Origin of the sequence: Streptomyces sp. DH10 (assembly GCF_029813805.1) — a bacterium.
GTDB lineage: Bacteria > Actinomycetota > Actinomycetes > Streptomycetales > Streptomycetaceae > Streptomyces > Streptomyces coeruleofuscus.
In genome coordinates, this window is record NZ_JARVKU010000022.1 from 96,356 (window position 1) to 115,041 (window position 18,686).

Here is an 18,686-nt window from a genome sequence, read left to right on the forward strand (position 1 = left end):
CTCGGTCTGGGCCAGGTACCACCCAGTAGGTACGCTGCCAGTCATGCGTGCACTTCTCGTGGTCAATCCGGCGGCAACCACCACAAGTGCGCGCACACGCGACGTACTGATCCACGCGCTCGCCAGTGAGATGAAGCTGGAAGCGGTCACCACCGAGTACCGCGGCCACGCGCGCGACCTGGGCCGGCACGCGGCGGAGAGCGACGACATCGACCTCGTGGTGGCTCTCGGCGGCGACGGCACGGTCAACGAGGTCGTCAACGGCCTCCTGCACGCGGGCCCCGCCCCGGGACACCTCCCCGGCCTCGCCGTGGTGCCGGGCGGCTCCACCAATGTCTTCGCCCGCGCCCTGGGTCTGCCCAACGACGCGGTGGAAGCAACCGGCGCCCTGCTGGACGCCCTGCGCGACCGCAGTGAACGCACTGTCGGCCTGGGCCTGACCTCCGGCACACCGGGCACGGAGGACGAGGCGGTGCCCCCGCGCTGGTTCACCTTCAACGCGGGGCTCGGCTTCGACGCCGGCGTGGTCGGCCGGGTCGAGCAGCACCGCGAGCGCGGCCGGAAATCCACACACGCTCTTTACGTGCGCCAGGTCGTGCGCCAGCTCCTCGGCGAGCCGAACCGCCGGCACGGCACGATCACGCTGGAGCGGGACGGCGAGGATCCGATCACCGATCTGGTGCTGTCCATAGTCTCGAACACCTCCCCGTGGACGTTTCTGGGGAATCGCCCGATCTACGCGGCACCTAAGGCCTCGTTCGATACCGGCCTCGATCTCTTCGGTCTCAGCCGGCTGTCCACCGCGGCCGTTGCCCGGTATGGCACCCAGTTGCTCACTTCGTCCCCCGAGCGCGGACCCCGTGGCAAGCACGCCACCTCTCTGCACGATTTGACCGAGTTCACCTTGCATTCGAAGGCTCCGCTCCCCCTCCAGATGGACGGTGACCACCTGGGCCTGCGAACAAGCGTGACGTTCACAGGCGTACGCCGTGCACTGCGTGTGATTGTGTGAGCAGAACTGGCTAAAGTCCTTTCACTCGAACGTTTAGGCCAGGGTCCACCCCATGGAAGTACGGCTGTGACCTAGTCGACACCGAAGAATCAAAAAAAACTTTCCAGAAGGGGTTGTATCCGCCGCTGAGGTTTGCGAGTCTCTACGTGGCGATCGGGACGGCCCGCAACATCGGCCTCCACTGATCACCAGAACCCCTCTTCAATTCACAGGACCCACGCCAGGGAACCTGGCGATCGGCCCTTCACTTGTTGAGGGATTCGTGAAAGCGTTCACATTCACAAGCACCTGCACGTAATACCAAGGAGAGGTAGCAGCCATGGACTGGCGTCACAACGCCGTTTGCCGCGAGGAAGACCCCGAGCTCTTCTTCCCCATCGGCAACACCGGTCCTGCGCTGCTGCAGATCGAGGAAGCCAAGGCCGTCTGCCGTCGCTGCCCGGTGATCGAGCAGTGTCTGCAGTGGGCGCTCGAGTCCGGTCAGGACTCCGGCGTCTGGGGTGGTCTCAGCGAGGACGAGCGCCGCGCCATGAAGCGCCGTGCCGCCCGCAACCGGGCCCGTCAGGCCTCCGCCTGACAACCCACCCCTGCTGACAGCCTGAGCTTGGCGGCGCGTACAGCGAGTACGCATCTCCCGCCCCCGAGCCGCAGCGCGCAGTTCCCCCGATGCGCTTGAGTTAAGCAGCAACGAGCTTTAGCCCCGGGCCACTTGGTGGCCCGGGGCTCAATGCTTTTCAGGGCCGGATCCGGATGGGCGTTTCCTACTTCCGCGTCGGCACCGGGATGTCCAGGATCACGCGGGTGCCTCGCTCCGGGGCCGGAACCATGTCGAACGTTCCCCCCAACTCGCCCTCCACCAGGGTCCGTACGATCTGGAGTCCGAGGTTGCCCGCCGTCTGCGGATCGAATCCCTCCGGGAGACCGACGCCGTCGTCCTGGACGGTGACCAGCAGTCGGGCCTCCTTGGTCGTACCGCCGCGGACCGCCGACACCTCGACCGTGCCGGTGTCGCCCTCGCGGAAGCCGTGCTCCAGCGCGTTCTGCAGAACCTCGGTCAGCACCATCGACAGCGGCGTGGCGACCTCGGCGTCGAGGATGCCGAAGCGGCCCGTGCGCCGGCCCGTGACCTTGCCCGGGGAGATCTCCGCGACCATCGCCAGGACGCGGTCGGCGATGTCGTCGAACTCCACGCGCTCGTCCAGGTTCTGGGAGAGCGTCTCGTGCACGATCGCAATCGATCCGACGCGTCGCACCGCCTCCTCCAGCGCTTCGCGGCCGCGGTCGGACTCGATGCGCCGGGCCTGGAGGCGGAGCAGGGCCGCCACCGTCTGGAGGTTGTTCTTGACGCGGTGGTGAATCTCCCGGATGGTCGCGTCCTTGGTGATCAACTCGCGTTCGCGGCGGCGGAGTTCGGTGACGTCACGGAGGAGGACCAGCGAGCCGATGCGGGTGCCCTTGGGTTTGAGGGGGATCGCACGGAACTGGATGACCCCCTCAGTGGCCTCGATCTCGAACTCGCGGGGCGCCCAGCCGCTGGCGACCTTGGCGAGCGCTTCGTCCACCGGGCCCAGGGTCGGGGCGAGTTCCGCGGTGGTCTTGCCCAGGTGCTGGCCGACGAGGTCGGAGGCGAGGCCGAGGCGGTGATAGGCGGACAGCGCGTTCGGGGAGGCGTACTGGACGATGCCGTCGGCGTCGAGCCGGACCAGTCCGTCGCCCACCCGGGGCGAGGCGTCCATGTCGAGCTGCTGGTTCGCGAACGGGAAGGCGCCGGCGGCGATCATCTGCGCGAGGTCGGAGGCGCTCTGGAGGTAGGTGAGCTCCAGGCGGCTCGGGGTGCGCACGGTGAGGAGATTGGTGTTGCGCGCGATGACACCCAGGACGCGCCCCTCCCGCCGTACGGGGATCGACTCGACCCGGACGGGGACCTCCTCGCGCCACTCGGGGTCCCCCTCGCGCACGATGCGGCCCTCGTCGAGGGCGGCGTCGAGCATCGGGCGGCGGCCACGCGGGACCAGGTGGCCCACCATGTCGTCCTGGTAGGACGTGGGACCGGTGTTGGGCCGCATCTGCGCGACGGACACGTACCGCGTGCCGTCGCTGGTGGGGACCCACAGCACCAGGTCGGCGAAGGAGAGGTCGGAGAGCAGCTGCCACTCCGAGACCAGCAGGTGGAGCCACTCGAGATCGGTGTCGTCGAGGGCGGTGTGCTGGCGGACGAGTTCGTTCATGGAGGGCACGTGAGCGAGCGTACCCGGGGGTTTGTACGGCTCTGAAATGTACGGCCCCTCACAGACAGGGGTGCCCTGAAACACCCGCGGGCCGCGGCGCCTGAGAGGGACCCTCAACCCTCCCGGCACCGCAGCCCGGAGCAGTATCGGCCGCGGGGTGTGCGGTCCCGGTCGGCCGAAGGGCGAGGAGCCGGGGCAGTCAGGGCAGAGAGCCTCGGTTCCTCTGTCCGCCTTCCTGTGCGGGGAAAGCGGAGGCTGGTGCACGCTTCACACGCGCTCTCGTCACGCATTGTGGACTAGACCACTCGCAGGTGTCCATGCGTTGGAGGCTGTTCGTTGTTGTTAATTCTCCGACTGATCGGACGCGCCAGCGTCCACCACGCAGCCTAACCCGTGTGGGTTCCTGTGCGGGGCCAGATGGACATGGCAATTTCCGCGACCGCCTCCAGTTCCTCCCGGCTCGCCCCGTCGCGCGCCTGTTGCGACATGCCCTGGATCATCGCTCCGGTATGACGGGCCAGGGCGGCGGCGTCGGTACCCGGGGGCAGCGCGCCGGCGGCGACATCGGCTCTGATGCGGCTCTCGAACGCGGCGATGTCGGCGTTACGGCGGTCCCGCAGCGACTGTTCGACCTCGGGCGTCGAGCAGTTCGCGGCGGCGTGGACGACGAGGCAGCCGTGCGGGCGGCCGGGTTCCGTGTACGCGGTGGCGGCCTCGCGCAGCATGCGGTCGACGGCGGCCCGGGCGGTGGGCTCCTCGGCGAGGGCCCGGTCGGTGAACGAGCCGTACCTCGCGGCGTAGACCTGCACCACCTCCTCGAAGAGGGACCGCTTGTCGCCGAAGGCCGCGTAGAGACTGGGGGCGCCGATGTCCATGACCCGGGTGAGGTCGGAGACGGACGTGGCCTCGTAGCCGTGCTCCCAGAAGGCCAGGAGCGCCTTCTCCAACGCGGTCTCGCGATCGAAGGAGCGGGGACGGCCGCGGGGCCGCCCCTTGGCCTTGCCCGCCGCGGCCCCGGGCCTCTCGGCCTGCGCGATTCCGTGCGGCTCAGCCCTCGTGGTCACGTCGTCGTTCACCATGGAGTGCATTTTATAGCGGGCACTAGAGAAATGGCGGCGGACTACGGTACGGTCTTTTTGTAGCGATCACTAGCGAACGGCGCTGTTCACCCGCTGGAGACTCGGTCGGCACCGGCCGGCCGCCCCTGCGGGACCGGGGGCATTCACCCTGGGGACGACGCCACCGCTCTGTTAGATTGGTCTAAACCACACGACCCCTCTCCCGGGTCCAGTCCCAGTTGAGCATCCCTCTCAGATCGGCAGGCCCAGCGTGGAAGTTGTCATCGTTCCGGACGCCAAAGCGGGCGGCGAGCTCATCGCCGAGGCCATGGCTCAGCTGCTCCGGCGCAAGCCCGACGCCCTGCTCGGCGTGGCGACCGGCTCGACGCCTCTGCCCGTGTACGAAGCGCTGGCGGCCAAGGTTCGGTCCGGTGCCGTGGAGGTCGCGCGGGCTCGGATAGCCCAGCTCGACGAGTACGTGGGGCTGCCTGCCGCGCATCCGGAGTCGTACCGCTCGGTGCTGCGGCGTGAGGTGCTGGAGCCGCTCGGGATCGGGATGGACCAGTTCATGGGGCCGGACGGCACGGCCGAAGACGTGCAGGGGGCGTGCGAGGCGTACGACCAGGCGCTCGCGGACGCCGGGGGTGTGGACCTCCAGCTGCTCGGGATCGGGACCGACGGGCACATAGGGTTCAACGAGCCGTGTTCGTCGCTGGCGTCACGCACACGGATCAAGACGCTGACCGAGCAGACCCGGATCGACAACGCGCGCTTCTTCGACGGCGACATCGAGCAGGTGCCGCACCACGTGATCACGCAGGGCATCGGCACGATCCTGGAGGCCCGGCACCTGGTGCTGCTCGCCACCGGGGAGGGCAAGGCGGACGCGGTCGCGGCGACGGTCGAGGGGCCGGTCGCCGCGGTGTGCCCCGCGTCCGCGCTCCAGCTCCACCCGCATGCGACCGTCGTGGTCGACGAGGCCGCCGCGTCGAAGCTGAAGCTGGCGGACTACTTCCGGTACACCTACGCCAACAAGCCGGAGTGGCAGGGCATATAGGGCCTGCCGTTTGGATCAGGACCTAGGGGCCTAGGGGCCTAGGGGCGCGCACCCCCCTAGCGGCCGGGCGCCGCTGCCTCGAGCGTCTCGTCGTCGGCCGGCTCGTCCTCGGCCCGCAGGCCGGCCACCCACAGCGGCATGACCCAGTGGACGACGAGGACGGCGATGAGGAGGGGTGCCGCGTAGGCCTTCGGGGCGTTGCCGTCGACACCGCCTGTGATCAGCAGGGCGACCGCCGCGGCGGCCAGGAGCAGGGTGGTCATGCGGTGGGCCCGGGCCAGGACGCGGCTGCGTTCGGCCCGCTGCCGCTCGTCCAGTACGTGTTCGCGCAGCTCCAGCAGGCCCCGGGTGGCGCCGTTGATGATCCCGGTCGCGACCGTCCAGGGAAGCAGCAGCACCGCCATCGCGACGACGGGCCACAGCGGCTCGCCCTTGGCGAGGTAGAAGTGGGTCATCAGGGCGCCGATGGCCACGGTGAGGGTGATGTGTGCGGCGACGGCCAGACGCCGGCGTGCCGCCGTGGCGACCAGGCCTGGCCGCGACGGTCGTTCATGAGCCGCAGCATGCTCCGGTCGTAGCGGGTCAGGCGTGTCGTCGTCATGGCTGGTTCCTCCCGTAGACCTCGTCCGTGAGCGGCCGGAACGGTTCGAGGGAGAACAGGGCCTCGACCGGCAGATCGAAGAATTTCGAGATCTTCAACGCCAGGTCGAGGCTCGGGTTGTACTGCCCTCGCTCGATGTAGCCGATGGTCTGGTAGTGGGCTCCCACCGCCTCGGCCAGGCTCTGGCGCGACACCTTCCGTTCGGCGCGCACCATGGCCAACCTGTTGTGCACCTGCTCGCTCACGTATGAGAAGTACTACATTCGGAGGTAGCTTTACAACCAGCTTTACAACCCGGCGATCACCTCGGCCGCCGCCCGGCCGCAGACGCGGGCCGCGCCGTGGGTGGCGATGTGCAGGGCGCCGCGGGGTGCGGCCCGGGGGACGCCCATTTCGACCACGATGGTGTCGGGGCGGGCGGCCAGCAGGGTGTCGAGGGCCGAGGCCATCCAGGGGTGGCGGTGTTCGTCGCGGACGACGGCGACGATGCGGCGCGCACCGGCTGCCTGAAGGGCCGCCCGTCCGGCGCTGTCACCGGCACCGGCGTCGCCCTCCTTGCCTTCGGCCGCCGAGAAGCTGCCCGTCACCGTGCCCGGCAGGAGGTGGACGAGTTCGGCCGCGACGCCCCAGGGGGTCTCGTCACCCACCGCGATGTTGGCGACGGGCGTGAGTGCGGCGACGTAGGGCGGTTCGGTGAGGGGCTCGAAGGTCTCCGGGCTCCCCAGGCCCGGGGCGGCGGTGACCGTGAGGGCGCGGCGGGCGGCGTGCAGGCCGATCTCGCTGCCGCGGGTCTCCTCGGACGCACGGCCGGCCGTGCTCGCCCAGCGGGCCAGCGCCCGGACCCGGTCCGCGGCCTCGGCCAGGCGTTCCTCCGGCAGTTCGCCCGCGCGTACCGCCCCGACCAGGGCGTCCCGCAGGCGCCGTACGGTCGCGTCGTCGGCGAGGCCGCCGCCCACGCAGATCGCGTCGGCACCGGCGGCGACGGCGAGGACGCTGCCCCGTTCGATGCCGTAGGTGCCCGCGATGGCCCGCATCTCCATGCCGTCGGTGACGATGAGGCCGTCGTAGCCGAGTTCGCCGCGCAGCAGGCCGGTCAGGATGCGGCGGGAGAGGGTGGCCGGGCGGTCGGGGTCCAGGGCCGGGACGAGGATGTGGGCGCTCATCACGGCCCGGCTGCCGGCGGCGATGGCCGCGCGGAACGGAGTCAGCTCGCGGTCGCCCAGCACGTCCGCGGGGACGTCGATGCGCGGCAGGGCGTGGTGGGAGTCGACGGCCGTGTCGCCGTGGCCGGGGAAATGCTTGGTGCAGGCGGCGACTCCGGCGGACTGGAGGCCCGTCACATAGGCCGCGGTGTGCCGGGCGGCCAGTTCCGTGTCGGCGCCGAAGGAGCGGACACCGATCACCGGGTTGCGCGGGTTGGAGTTCACGTCGGCGGACGGGGCCCAGTTGAGGTTCACGCCGCAGGCCGCGAGACGGCGGCCCAGTTCGTGGGCGACCTCTCGCGTCAGCTCCACGTCGTCCACCGCGCCGAGCGCGTGGTTGCCCGGGAAGGAGGAGCCGGTCCGCACCTCCAGGCGCGTCACGTCACCGCCTTCCTCGTCGATGGCGACCAGGACGTCGTCGCGCTCGGCCCGCAGCCGCGCCGTCAGCGCGGCCAGTTGGCCGGGCGAGGCGATGTTGCGGCCGAACAGGCCGACGGAGGCGAGGCCCTCTCCGAGCCGGCGCAGCAGCCAGTCGGGGGCGGTGGTTCCGGTGAAGCCGGGCTGGAGGACCGTCAGGGCGTCACGGGTGAGCGTGTCGGTACCGCTGGCGAGTGTCGTCATGGGGCGGGGTCATCCCTTCACGGCGCCCGCGGTCAGGCCCGCGGCCATCTTGCGCTGGACGAGGAGGAAGAGGGCGACGATCGGCACGGCCATCATCGTGGCGCCGGCCATCATCGGGGCGTATTCGGTGCCGTGTTTGGTGGTGAAGTTGCCGAGCCAGACGGTCGCCGTCTGGTTCTTCTGGCTGAGCAGCATCAGGGCGTACAGGTACTCGTTCCAGGCCTGGATGAAACCGTAGACGGAGGTGGCGACCATGCCGGGGGCCAGGAGCGGGAAGACGACCCGGAGGAAGGCGCCCGTGCGGGAGCAGCCGTCGACCATGGCCGCCTCCTCCAGTTCCTTGGGGATGTTGACGATGAAGCCCCGCAGCGTCCACACGGTGAACGGCAGGATGAAGGTCAGGTACGTGATGATGAGACCCGTCAGCCGGTCGTACTGGCCCAGGTCGTTGAGCAGCAGGAACACCGGGATGATCATGGCGACCAGCGGGACCATCTGGACCGCGAGGATGCCCACGATCACGATCTTGCGGCCGCGGAAGGCGAAGCGGGAGATGGCGAGCGCGGCCAGCAGCCCCACGACCATGCCGATGACGACCACCGCCAGCGAGACCACCATGCTGCGGCCCACCGGACCCCAGAAGTCGGCGATGTCCAGCGCCCGGCCGAAGTTGGCGAAGGTGATGCCGGTCGGCAGCAGGCTCGGGTCCGGGTCGATGGCGTCCTTGGCGGGCTTGAACGCCGTGTTGAGCATCCAGTACAGCGGGAAGCCCGCGGTGACGAAGACCAGGAGGCCGAGGACGTTCCACCAGAGCTTCGGCGCCCGGCGGCCGGTCAGCGTACTGCTCATTCGACCTCTCCGATCTTCAGCATCTGCCGCATGTAGACGGCGACCACGCCGAGCAGCAGCAGGACGGTGACCAGCGCGATCGCCGAACCCTGGGCGTAGTCGTTGACCACGAACGCCCGGTCGTAGGAGTAGGTGTTGAGGACCTGGAACTCCGGCTCGGGGTGGCCGTTGCGCATGACGAACACCTGGGGGAAGACGCCCATGTCCCAGATGACCGACAGGGTCGTGAGCATCACGATGATCGGCTTGAGGACGGGCAGGGTGACATAGCGGAAGACGCCCCAGGACCCGGCACCGTCCAGTCGGGCCGCCTCCTCCAGTTCCTTCGGCACCTGGGTGAGACCCGCGCTGAGCGTGATGACCACGAACGGCACGGCTCCCCACACCACCAGCAGCATGATCACGGCGAGGCCCTCGGGCCCGCTGGCGAACCAGTTGTGGCCGATCATCTCCACGCCGGGCAGCTTGCTGAGCAGCGCGTTGAAGACGCCGTAGTCCGAGTCGAAGAGCCACTTGAAGACCGTGGTGGCCACGATGACGGGCATGCCCCAGCTGGCCACCAGCACGATGTTGATGAGCACCTTCAGCCAGCCGGAGACCCGCTGGAGCAGCAGGGCGATCGCCATGCCGATCACCATCGTGAAGACGACGGCCCCGGCGGCGAAGACGATCGTGCGGACCACGACGGTCCAGAACTCGCCGTCGCCCAGCACCTTCGCGAAGTTGCCGAACCCGACCGACTCGGCCGGCTGGAAGCCCCACAGCTGGGACTGCCCGAACTTCTGGAAGGACAGGGTGACCAGACGGGCCAGCGGATAGCCCATGACCAGGGCGAGGATCAGCAGGCAGGGCGCGAGCAGCAGCCAGGGGACCGCGGTCCCGCCCGACGGCCGGTTCGCCCGTGGCCGCTCGGCGGCGGGAGGTGGCGGTGCCTGCCGCGGTGGCGGCACCTTGACGGGGGTGGTGGTGTCTGCGGCACTCATCGCGCGCTCCTCGGCGGTCCCTCAGGTCTTGACGACGGCGGGGCTCCCCGGCCGGGAGCCCCGCGCGAAGATCACTTCGTGTTGATGACCTTGTCGATCGCGGCGTCCGCCTCCTTGGCGGCGGCCTCGACCGACTTCTTGCCGGTGCCGATGCTCTGGAGCATGGTCTGGAGGATCTGCGCCTTCTCGACCTGGCCCCAGCCGGGGGCCATCGGGACGAACCAGTTGGACTCGGCCGCGGTGGCGGGGACCGCCGTCTTCGGGTCGTTCTTCAGCGTCGCGAGGTCGGTCTTGTTGTTGGGCAGGTTGCCCTTGGCCATCAGGCCCTTCTGGCCGGAGGAGCCGGTGAACGCGTTGATCCACTCGGCGGCCAGGGCCTGCGCGTCGGACTTCACCGGCACGGCGAGGTCGCTGCCGCCCAGGAAGACGGGCAGGTTCTTGCCGGACGGGCCGGGCATCACGAAGTTCTCGAGGTTGCCCTTGAGCTTGCCGGACTTGTCGTTCTTCGGGTCCTCGGCGGTCGCGCCCTCCCAGGCGGCGGCGAAGATCATGGCGGACTTGCCCTGGCCGTAGACGATGTAGCGGTCGGACTCGTCCTTGGTCTTGTCGCCGTGCATGTACTTGTCGACGACGTTCTTGAACTCCTTGAGGCCCTTGAGGGACTGGGGCGAGGAGAGGGAGGCCTTCCACTGGCCGCCCGACTCGGTGGCGATGGCACCGCCGGCGTCGTAGACGAAGGACATGGCCGCGTACCAGTCGCGGGTCGGCTGGTACCAGGCGCTGAACTTGTCGCCCTGCTTCTTCTGGATCTTGTCCAGGGCGGCGGTGAGCTCCTTGTAGGTCTTCGGAGGAGTCTTCACCCCGACCGAGGCCGCCACGTCCCCCCGCCAGTTGGCGACGCGGCCGCCGGCGTAGTACGGGACCCCGTAGGTCTTGCCCTCGTAGGTCACCGAGGCCTCGAGGCCGTCCAGCCAGGCGTCCGAGCTGTCGAACCCGGCGGGGTCGAGGGGAGCGAAGGCGCCCTTGACCATGTAGCCGAGCATCTCGGTGTTGCCCATCTCGACCACGTCGGGGACCTTGTCGGTGGCGAGGACGGCGTCGAGCTTGGCGTTCTTGTCGGGCCAGCCGTAGTACTCGTGGTTGATCTTGAGGCCGGGGTGCTTCTTCTTCACCGCCGCGTCGGCGGCCTTCACCAGCTCCGGCCAGTTGTTCTGTGCGTCGACGGTGAGCCAGACGGTCAGCTCCTTGGCGTCCGCGCCCTTGTCCGAACCCCCGTTGCCGCCCTCGCCCCCGCACGCCGCGATGGAGACCACCATGCCCGCGATACCGATCGCGGATATCAGCTTGCGCTTCACGCCACCCTCCTCAGGGATGCCACCGACCCCCCTGCTCCCCGAACGTGGGGCCAGGACCCTGGACCAATGGTGTAGACCAGTAGGGGGAGCTTGGACCAGACCTGTAGGCCTGTCAAGGGTCCGGAATGAGCTCTGACCAGCCGTTATGCGACCTACATATGCAGGAACCTTTAAGTAAGAACCCGGCGAAAACCCGGCCGGGCACGGCATACTCCAGGTAGACCACTTGCAGTTGTGGACTAGACCAAAAGCAGGGCCGACGGTATACAAGTGGGATCGTGTCGGCACAGGAGCCGGGAAGGCGGAGCATGAGCACCGACATCAGCAGTGCGGAGAACGAGAGCGGGGCACCCGTCCGTACCGCACGCGTGCCCAAGTACTACCGCCTTAAGAAGCACCTGCTCGACATGACCGAGACCCAGGCGCCCGGCACGCCGGTCCCGCCCGAGCGCACACTGGCGGCGGAGTTCGACACCTCGCGCACGACCGTGCGCCAGGCGCTCCAGGAGCTGGTCGTCGAGGGCCGGCTGGAGCGCATCCAGGGCAAGGGCACGTTCGTCGCCAAGCCGAAGGTCTCGCAGGCGCTGCAACTGACCTCGTACACCGAGGACATGCGCGCCCAAGGTCTCGAACCCACCTCGCAGCTCCTGGACATCGGCTACATCACCGCCGACGACCGCCTCGCCGGGCTGCTCGACATCACGACCGGCGGACGGGTGCTGCGCATCGAGCGGCTGCGCATGGCCAACGGCGAGCCGATGGCCATCGAGACCACCCACCTCAGCGCGAAGCGCTTCCCGGCCCTGCGCCGGTCACTGGTGAAGTACACGTCCCTCTACACCGCGCTCGCAGAGGTCTACGACGTCCATCTCGCGGAAGCCGAGGAGACCATCGAGACCTCGCTGGCCACCCCGCGCGAGGCCGGCCTGCTCGGCACCGACGTCGGCCTGCCGATGCTGATGCTCTCCCGTCACTCACTGGACCGGGACGGACAGCCGGTGGAGTGGGTGCGGTCGGTGTACCGCGGGGACCGGTACAAGTTCGTGGCGCGTCTGAAGCGGCCTCAGGAGTAATGCGCACCGGGCGGTGCGACTGCTGCTGAGCTCGGTTTCTTTTGGGTACCGCATTGCGGACGAGGGGTTCCGTTCCCGCCGCACCCTGACCTAGATTGCCTGCGCATTCACAGGTGATCACTGAGGGGACGGAGCCGCCTGATGTCGCAAGCCCCAGAAGCCGGCAGAGGGGCGACGGTGACGCCGATGCGCGTCGTCATCGCTCTCTGCCTCATAGCGCCCTTCGTGGCCATGTTGTGGGTCGGCTCGTACGCCAAGACCGACCCGGCCTTCATCGGGATCCCGTTCTTCTACTGGTACCAGATGGCGTGGGTGCTGATCTCCACCGTGCTGACGATGATCGCCTACAAGCTGTGGCAGCGTGACCAGCGCGCCCGCTCTGCCGCGAAGGGCGGTGCGTCGGAGTGAAGGACGGCGTGAACGGCGTCGCACTCGCCGTCTTCATCTTCTTCTTCCTGCTCGTCACGGTCATGGGCTTCCTGGCCGCGCGCTGGCGCAAGGCCGAGAACGAGCACAGCCTCGACGAATGGGGCCTGGGCGGCCGCTCGTTCGGCACCTGGGTCACCTGGTTCCTGCTCGGCGGCGACCTGTACACGGCGTACACCTTCGTGGCCGTGCCGGCGGCGATCTACGCGGCGGGCGCGGCCGGCTTCTTCGCCGTGCCGTACACCATCCTGGTGTACCCGCTGATCTTCACGTTCCTCCCGCGCCTGTGGTCGGTCTCGCACAAGCACGGGTACGTGACGACGTCCGACTTCGTGCGCGGCCGCTTCGGCTCCAAGGGCCTCTCCCTGGCCGTGGCCCTCACCGGCATCCTCGCGACGATGCCGTACATCGCGCTCCAACTGGTCGGCATCCAGGCCGTGCTGGACGTGATGGGCGTCGGCGGCGGTGAGGACACCAACTGGTTCATCAAGGACCTGCCGCTGCTGATCGCCTTCGGTGTGCTGGCGGCGTACACGTACTCGTCGGGGCTGCGGGCACCGGCGCTGATCGCGTTCGTGAAGGACACCCTGATCTACATCGTCATCGCGGTGGCGATCATCTACATCCCGATCAAGCTGGGCGGCTTCGACGAGATCTTCGCCAAGGCCGGCGAGGCGTACGGTCAGACCAACCCGGCGACGGGCGCGCCGCGCGGAGCGCTGGTGCCGCCGGAGGCGGGGCAGTGGACGTACGCCACGCTGGCGCTGGGCTCCGCGCTCGCGCTCTTCATGTACCCGCACTCGATCACGGCGACGCTGTCCTCGAGGAGCCGTGAGGTGATCCGCCGCAACACCACGATCCTGCCGCTGTATTCGCTGATGCTGGGCCTGCTCGCGCTGCTCGGCTTCATGGCGATCGCGGCCGGGATCAAGGTGCAGAACGGTCAGCTGGCGATCCCGCAGCTGTTCGAGACCATGTTCCCGGACTGGTTCGCCGGCGTGGCCTTCGCGGCGATCGGCATCGGGGCCCTGGTCCCGGCGGCCATCATGTCCATCGCGGCCGCGAACCTCTTCACCCGCAACATCTACAAGGACTTCATCAAGCCCGACGCCACGCCCGCCCAGGAGACCAAGGTCTCGAAGCTGGTCTCCCTGCTGGTGAAGGTGGGCGCGCTGGCCTTCGTCCTCACCATGGACAAGACGGTCGCCATCAACTTCCAGCTGCTCGGCGGCATCTGGATCCTCCAGACCTTCCCGGCCCTGGTCGGCGGCCTGTTCACCCGCTGGTTCCACCGCTGGGCCCTGCTCGCGGGCTGGGCGGTCGGCATGGTCTACGGCACGGTCGCCGCGTACGGCGTCGCCTCCCCGACCCAGAAGCACTTCGGCGGCTCGTCGAAGGAGATCCCGGGCATCGGCGAGATCGGTTACATCGGCCTCACGGCGTTCGTCCTGAACGTCGTCGTCACCGTCGTCCTGACCTTCGTCCTCCGGGCGCTGAAGGCCCCCGACGGCATCGACGAGACCAAGCCGGAGGACTACACGGCGGACGCGGGCGACCCCGGCGTCCAGGTGGAGCTTCCGCCGGCGACGGCCGGCACCTCGCACTGACTCGCAGGTGACAGCGGGCCGTCGGCGAGAAACCGGCGGCCCGTTGTCATACCCGTCTCGCACACTCGGACCATGGACATCCTCATCCGGCGGGTGAAGCCCGCCGAATACGACGCCCTCGGCGAGATCACCGCCCAGGCCTACCTGAAGGACGGCCTCCTCGACTTCGGGGAGAGCGACGGATACCTCGGCGAACTCAGGGACGTGGCCAAGCGGGCCGCCGCCGCGGACGTCCTCGTGGCCACCCAAGGCGAACACGTCCTCGGTGGTGTCACCTTCGTCCCCTCCGGCGGTCCCATGGCCGACATCGCCCGGCCCTCGGAAGCCGAGATACGGATGCTCGCCGTCGCCCACGAGGCCCGCGGGCGCGGCGCCGGAGAGGCCCTCGTCCGCGCCTGCGTCGACCGCGCCCGTGCGACGGACGGCTGTGTCCGCGTCGTCCTGTCGACACAGCGCACCATGCACTCCGCCCACCGCATCTACGAACGCCTCGGCTTCGTCCGTACCCCGGAGCGCGACTGGAACCCGCTTCCGGAGCTTGCCGACATCACTCTCCTCACCTACGAGTTGACGCTGTCACCTTCTCGGCCCTGAACGGCCGAGCTTGTTGGCTCGGTCGTTCACACCTCGTCGCGCTCCCGACTGCCCCCTACGACAGGACGGTCACGGGTCGCATCTCCCCTCTCCGGTCAGACCGGGTGTGGGACGGGCATGGTGACGAATGCCCACGCCGAGCGTGCGCGGTCGCGCACGTTGACCCCGGCTACGACGTCGGCGGGGCCAGCGAGCCCGCACCGACGACAGCGGAAATAGTCCCGGGTGGGCCGGTTGGCCCGCTCGGTGTGACCGCAGCGCGGGCAGCGCTGCGAGGTATGTCGTGCGTCCACTTCCAGGAATGGCACCCCGGCCTTACGAGCTTTGTAGGCGAGGTGGTGTCCGAGCTGGTGGAAGGGCCATGAGGAGAGGGTGCCCCGCTGGTGACCCCGTAGCCGTACCCGCTCGCGGATCCCGCCGAGGTGCTCGACGGCAATGCCGCGACCGGTGCGTTGGGCAACGGACACGATCTCCTTGCTGATCCGGTGGTTCACATGGGTGGCATGGCGGCGTTCCTTCTGTGCGCGGCGGGTGGCCGAGCGGGTCCGCCTGGCCTGGAGTTCGGCACGTTTGCGGGCCTGCCAGCGCCAGTAGCGGGACAAGCGGCGGCCCTGGTGGTTGGTGCCGTCGCTGGTGGTGGCGAGGTTCACGATGCCCCGGTCGACCCCGATCCAATCGGCAGGCTCGTACACCTCCGGGCCGGGGATGTCGCAGGTGGCGATCAGGAACCACTTCCTGCCGCGCTGGACGAGGTCGCTCTCGCCCTTGCAGTACTGCACGAGGGTCTTGAGCTGCTCGGGGGAGCAGACAAAGCGGATGCCCTTCATCCGCCCGGCGACGGTCCAGATGGACACCGTGCGTGCGTCGTACTGCCACGACAGGCAACGGTCGTCGAACGGCTGGGCCGCCTCCGGGCGGAAGGCGATCGGTGAGCCGACCGCCCTGCGGTGCCGCTTGGAGGTGGGCGAGCCCAGGTTTCCGGCCTGAAGGTTGTCCTTGAGGTTCTCGGCGAAGGCAACCTGCGAAGCGTAGGTGGCGGCCCGGTTGCAGGCGCGCAGGGTCGCCTCAAGCGCCGACGCCTGCTCGGGCGTCGGCAGCAACTTCACCTGCACGACCAGCCTCATGGCATCGGACCGTAGTACGACATCCGCACACACAACCGCTATTCGCCCCGCACTCACCACAGCAGGTGACCCGCGGGACGACTGTTCGCATTCCCCGGCTCCGCCGGGCAGCCGTGGGCGGGCGCCCCTCGCCGGACAAAGAGCCGACGCGGCGACGCTCCGCGTCGCGGCCGACAGGAGGCGATTGCTCCCCGGCGTAAACGCCGAGGCATCCTCGCCAGAAGCGGGTGAAACCGTCGCGGCACTACATCTAGGGGTGCTTTCTCAACCCGGCACAAGATGTATGCTCATGCTCGCTGTCGCCGCAGGGGAATCCGGTGCGAATCCGGAACTGTCCCGCAACGGTGTACTTGTGCGTGTTCGCGCACAGGCTTCAGTCCGAGGACCTGCCGACAGCGCGCCCGGCCGCCCGGCCGGTGCGCCCTGACGTCCGGGCCTCGCGGAGTGGGCCGGTGGACGCGACGCCGCGTGCGCTCGCGTGCTGCCCGCTGCCCTGCGAGGCCCCCGTGCCGAGCGAGGGAGAGCCCCACGTGACCATCGCGCCAGCCGATCCGGTCTCAGCCGCCGAAGAAGAGCAAGACGGTCCTGGTGCCGCGCTGCTGCGGACCCTGACCGAGCTGACCGCCGACCTCCCCGACGCCGACCCCGGCCGGGTCGCCGCCGCCGCGCTGCGCGGCCGGTCCGCGCGGGCCGACGAGTCGGAGTTGCGCGAGCTGGCGACGGAGGCGGCCGCCGGCCTCATCTCCGAGGACCCCGCCTACTCCCGGCTGGCCGCGCGCCTGCTGACGATCGGGATCCGCGCCGAGGCCGCCTCGCAGGGCGTCACATGCTTCACCGAGTCCGTCGCGGTGGGGCACCGGGAGGGCCTCATCGCCGACCGGACCGCCGAGTTCGTGCGCGTCCACGCCGCCCGTCTCGACGCCCTGATCGACACGGCCGCCGACGACCGCTTCGGCTACTTCGGCCTGCGCACGCTGCACAGCCGCTACCTGCTCCGGCACCCGATCACCCGCAAGGTGATCGAGACGCCCCAGCACTTCATGCTGCGCGTCGCCGCCGGTCTCGCCGAGGACGACACCCGCCGCTCCGTCGACGAAGTCGCCGCGCTCTACGGGCTGATGAGCCGGCTCGACTACCTCCCCTCCTCCCCCACCCTCTTCAACTCCGGCACGCGGCACCCCCAGATGTCGTCCTGCTACCTGCTCGACTCCCCCAAGGACGAGCTGGACTCGATCTACGACAGGTACCACCAGGTGGCGCGGCTGTCGAAGCACGCCGGCGGCATCGGCATCGCGTACTCCCGCATCCGTGCGCGCGGTTCGCTGATCCGCGGTACCAACGGCCACTCCAACGGCATCGTCCCGTTCCTGAAGACCCTCGACGCCTCGGTCGCCGCCGTGAACCAGGGCGGCCGCCGCAAGGGCGCCGCCGCGGTCTACCTGGAGACCTGGCACTCCGACATCGAGGAGTTCCTGGAGCTGCGCGACAACACCGGCGAGGACGCCCGCCGTACGCACAACCTGAACCTCGCGCACTGGGTGCCCGACGAGTTCATGCGGCGGGTGAACGCCGACGCGCACTGGTCGCTGTTCTCCCCCGCGGACGTGCCCGAGCTGGTCGACCTGTGGGGCGAGGAGTTCGACGCCGCGTACCGGGCGGCCGAGGCGAAGGGCCTCGCGCAGAAGACCCTGCCGGCCCGCGAGCTGTACGGCCGCATGATGCGCACCCTCGCGCAGACCGGCAACGGCTGGATGACCTTCAAGGACGCCGCCAACCGCACCGCCAACCAGACCGCCGAACCGGGCCACGTCGTTCACTCCTCCAACCTCTGCACGGAGATCCTGGAGGTCACCAGCGACGGCGAGACGGCGGTCTGCAACCTGGGATCGGTCAACCTCGGCGCGCTGGTCGACCAGGCCGGCGGGGACATCGACTGGGAGCGGCTGGACGAGACCGTCCGCACCGCCGTCACGTTCCTCGACCGGGTCGTGGACATCAACTTCTACCCGACCGAGCAGGCGGGCCGTTCCAACGCCAGGTGGCGTCCCGTCGGCCTCGGCGTCATGGGCCTCCAGGACGTCTTCTTCAAGCTGCGCCTGCCCTTCGACTCGCCCGAGGCCAAGGCGCTCTCCACCCGCATCGCCGAGCGCATCATGCTCGCCGCCTACGAGGCCTCCGCCGAACTCGCCGAGCGCAACGGCCCGTTGCCCGCCTGGGAGAAGACCCGTACGGCCCAGGGGGTGCTCCACCCCGACCACTACGACGTGGAACTGACCTGGCCGGAGCGCTGGGCCGCCCTGCGCGAGCGCATCGCCGCGACCGGCCTGCGCAACTCCCTGCTCCTCGCCGTCGCGCCGACGGCCACGATCGCCTCGATCGCTGGCGTGTACGAGTGCATCGAGCCGCAGGTGTCCAACCTGTTCAAGCGCGAGACGCTGTCCGGTGAGTTCCTCCAGGTCAACGCCTACCTGGTGCAGGAGCTGAAGCGGCTCGGCGTGTGGGACGCCCGCAGCCGCGAGGCCCTGCGCGAGGCCAACGGCTCGGTGCAGGACTTCGCCTGGATCCCCGAGGACGTGCGCGCCCTCTACCGCACGGCGTGGGAGATCCCGCAGCGCGGTCTGATCGACATGGCGGCGGCCAGGACCCCGTTCCTGGACCAGTCCCAGTCCCTGAACCTCTTCCTGGAGACGCCGACCATCGGCAAGCTCTCCTCGATGTACGCCTACGCCTGGAAGTCCGGGCTGAAGACGACGTACTACCTGCGCTCGCGCCCGGCGACCCGCATCGCCCGCGCCGCCCAGGCCGCTGTCCCCGCGCAGGCCACCCCGGACCCCGAAGCGGTCGCCTGCTCCCTGGAGAACCCCGAGTCCTGCGAGGCCTGCCAGTAATTCCCACC

The 18,686-nt window shown here is 69.3% G+C and carries 17 protein-coding genes and 1 riboswitch; of the genes, 8 read left to right on the forward strand and 9 right to left on the reverse strand.

The features are described from left to right. Positions 1-43: 43 nt before the first annotated feature. Together QC385_RS34635 and QC385_RS34640 are read left to right on the forward strand one after the other, a co-directional pair. A complete protein-coding gene (locus tag QC385_RS34635; protein ID WP_279545320.1) occupies positions 44-1,012 on the forward strand; it encodes a diacylglycerol/lipid kinase family protein in 969 nt (322 codons plus the stop codon). Between the two features lie 319 nt (positions 1,013-1,331). Continuing rightward, entirely contained in the window at positions 1,332-1,589 is a 258-nt protein-coding gene (locus QC385_RS34640) for a WhiB family transcriptional regulator (RefSeq protein ID WP_003992873.1), read from the forward strand. A gap of 184 nt (positions 1,590-1,773) precedes the next feature. On the opposite strand, the gene QC385_RS34645 is transcribed toward QC385_RS34640, so the two are convergent. Together QC385_RS34645 and QC385_RS34650 are read right to left on the reverse strand one after the other, a co-directional pair. Beyond that, the gene (locus QC385_RS34645) at positions 1,774-3,240 is read right to left on the reverse strand and encodes a sensor histidine kinase (RefSeq protein WP_279545386.1); all 1,467 of its coding nucleotides are present in this window, start codon (positions 3,238-3,240) and stop codon (positions 1,774-1,776) included. A gap of 386 nt (positions 3,241-3,626) precedes the next feature. Further along, entirely contained in the window at positions 3,627-4,319 is a 693-nt protein-coding gene (locus QC385_RS34650; protein ID WP_279545321.1) for a TetR/AcrR family transcriptional regulator, read from the reverse strand. A 250-nt stretch (positions 4,320-4,569) separates the two neighbouring features. Here QC385_RS34650 and nagB point away from each other — a divergent pair, with 250 nt between their 5' ends. Beyond that, positions 4,570-5,355, forward strand: a complete 786-nt coding sequence (gene nagB / locus QC385_RS34655; protein ID WP_279545322.1) for a glucosamine-6-phosphate deaminase — start codon at positions 4,570-4,572, stop codon at positions 5,353-5,355. Positions 5,356-5,411: 56 nt separating this feature from the next. Here the strand turns inward: nagB and QC385_RS34660 are convergent, their stop codons facing one another. From QC385_RS34660 to QC385_RS34685, 6 genes are all read right to left on the reverse strand, one after another. Then, a complete protein-coding gene (locus QC385_RS34660; RefSeq protein WP_443033067.1) occupies positions 5,412-5,828 on the reverse strand; it encodes a hypothetical protein in 417 nt (138 codons plus the stop codon). A 124-nt stretch (positions 5,829-5,952) separates the two neighbouring features. Continuing rightward, positions 5,953-6,201, reverse strand: a complete 249-nt coding sequence (locus QC385_RS34665) for a helix-turn-helix transcriptional regulator (RefSeq protein ID WP_086600158.1) — start codon at positions 6,199-6,201, stop codon at positions 5,953-5,955. 42 nt (positions 6,202-6,243) lie between these two features. After that, positions 6,244-7,779, reverse strand: a complete 1,536-nt coding sequence (locus QC385_RS34670; protein ID WP_279545323.1) for a glycoside hydrolase family 3 protein — start codon at positions 7,777-7,779, stop codon at positions 6,244-6,246. Between the two features lie 9 nt (positions 7,780-7,788). Further along, the gene (locus QC385_RS34675; protein WP_086563476.1) at positions 7,789-8,628 is read right to left on the reverse strand and encodes a carbohydrate ABC transporter permease; all 840 of its coding nucleotides are present in this window, start codon (positions 8,626-8,628) and stop codon (positions 7,789-7,791) included. After that, positions 8,625-9,611: a carbohydrate ABC transporter permease gene (locus QC385_RS34680; protein WP_279545324.1), complete on the reverse strand. Its 987-nt coding sequence runs from the start codon at positions 9,609-9,611 to the stop codon at positions 8,625-8,627. The genes QC385_RS34675 and QC385_RS34680 overlap by 4 nt, the downstream gene beginning before the upstream one ends. 71 nt (positions 9,612-9,682) lie before the next feature. Next, positions 9,683-10,966, reverse strand: a complete 1,284-nt coding sequence (locus QC385_RS34685) for an extracellular solute-binding protein (RefSeq protein WP_279545325.1) — start codon at positions 10,964-10,966, stop codon at positions 9,683-9,685. Positions 10,967-11,274: 308 nt separating this feature from the next. Between QC385_RS34685 and QC385_RS34690 the strand changes: the two genes are divergently transcribed. From QC385_RS34690 to QC385_RS34705, 4 genes are all read left to right on the forward strand, one after another. Beyond that, the gene (locus QC385_RS34690; RefSeq protein ID WP_279545326.1) at positions 11,275-12,039 is read left to right on the forward strand and encodes a GntR family transcriptional regulator; all 765 of its coding nucleotides are present in this window, start codon (positions 11,275-11,277) and stop codon (positions 12,037-12,039) included. 141 nt (positions 12,040-12,180) lie between these two features. Then, the gene (locus tag QC385_RS34695; RefSeq protein ID WP_086600164.1) at positions 12,181-12,447 is read left to right on the forward strand and encodes a DUF3311 domain-containing protein; all 267 of its coding nucleotides are present in this window, start codon (positions 12,181-12,183) and stop codon (positions 12,445-12,447) included. After that, entirely contained in the window at positions 12,444-14,072 is a 1,629-nt protein-coding gene (gene mctP / locus QC385_RS34700) for a monocarboxylate uptake permease MctP (RefSeq protein WP_279545327.1), read from the forward strand. Before QC385_RS34695 ends, mctP begins: the two co-directional genes overlap by 4 nt. A 72-nt stretch (positions 14,073-14,144) precedes the next feature. After that, positions 14,145-14,666: a GNAT family N-acetyltransferase gene (locus QC385_RS34705; RefSeq protein ID WP_279545328.1), complete on the forward strand. Its 522-nt coding sequence runs from the start codon at positions 14,145-14,147 to the stop codon at positions 14,664-14,666. A gap of 95 nt (positions 14,667-14,761) precedes the next feature. Here QC385_RS34705 and QC385_RS34710 read toward each other — a convergent pair whose 3' ends face one another. Further along, positions 14,762-15,790 carry an RNA-guided endonuclease InsQ/TnpB family protein gene (locus QC385_RS34710; RefSeq protein ID WP_279545329.1) on the reverse strand — a complete coding sequence of 343 codons (1,029 nt, stop codon included), beginning with the start codon at positions 15,788-15,790 and terminating at the stop codon, positions 14,762-14,764. A gap of 283 nt (positions 15,791-16,073) precedes the next feature. Then, positions 16,074-16,198, forward strand: a riboswitch (cobalamin riboswitch). Positions 16,199-16,320: 122 nt separating this feature from the next. Between QC385_RS34710 and QC385_RS34715 the strand changes: the two genes are divergently transcribed. Then, positions 16,321-18,678: a ribonucleoside-diphosphate reductase subunit alpha gene (locus QC385_RS34715; RefSeq protein ID WP_279545330.1), complete on the forward strand. Its 2,358-nt coding sequence runs from the start codon at positions 16,321-16,323 to the stop codon at positions 18,676-18,678. Positions 18,679-18,686 lie beyond the last annotated feature (8 nt).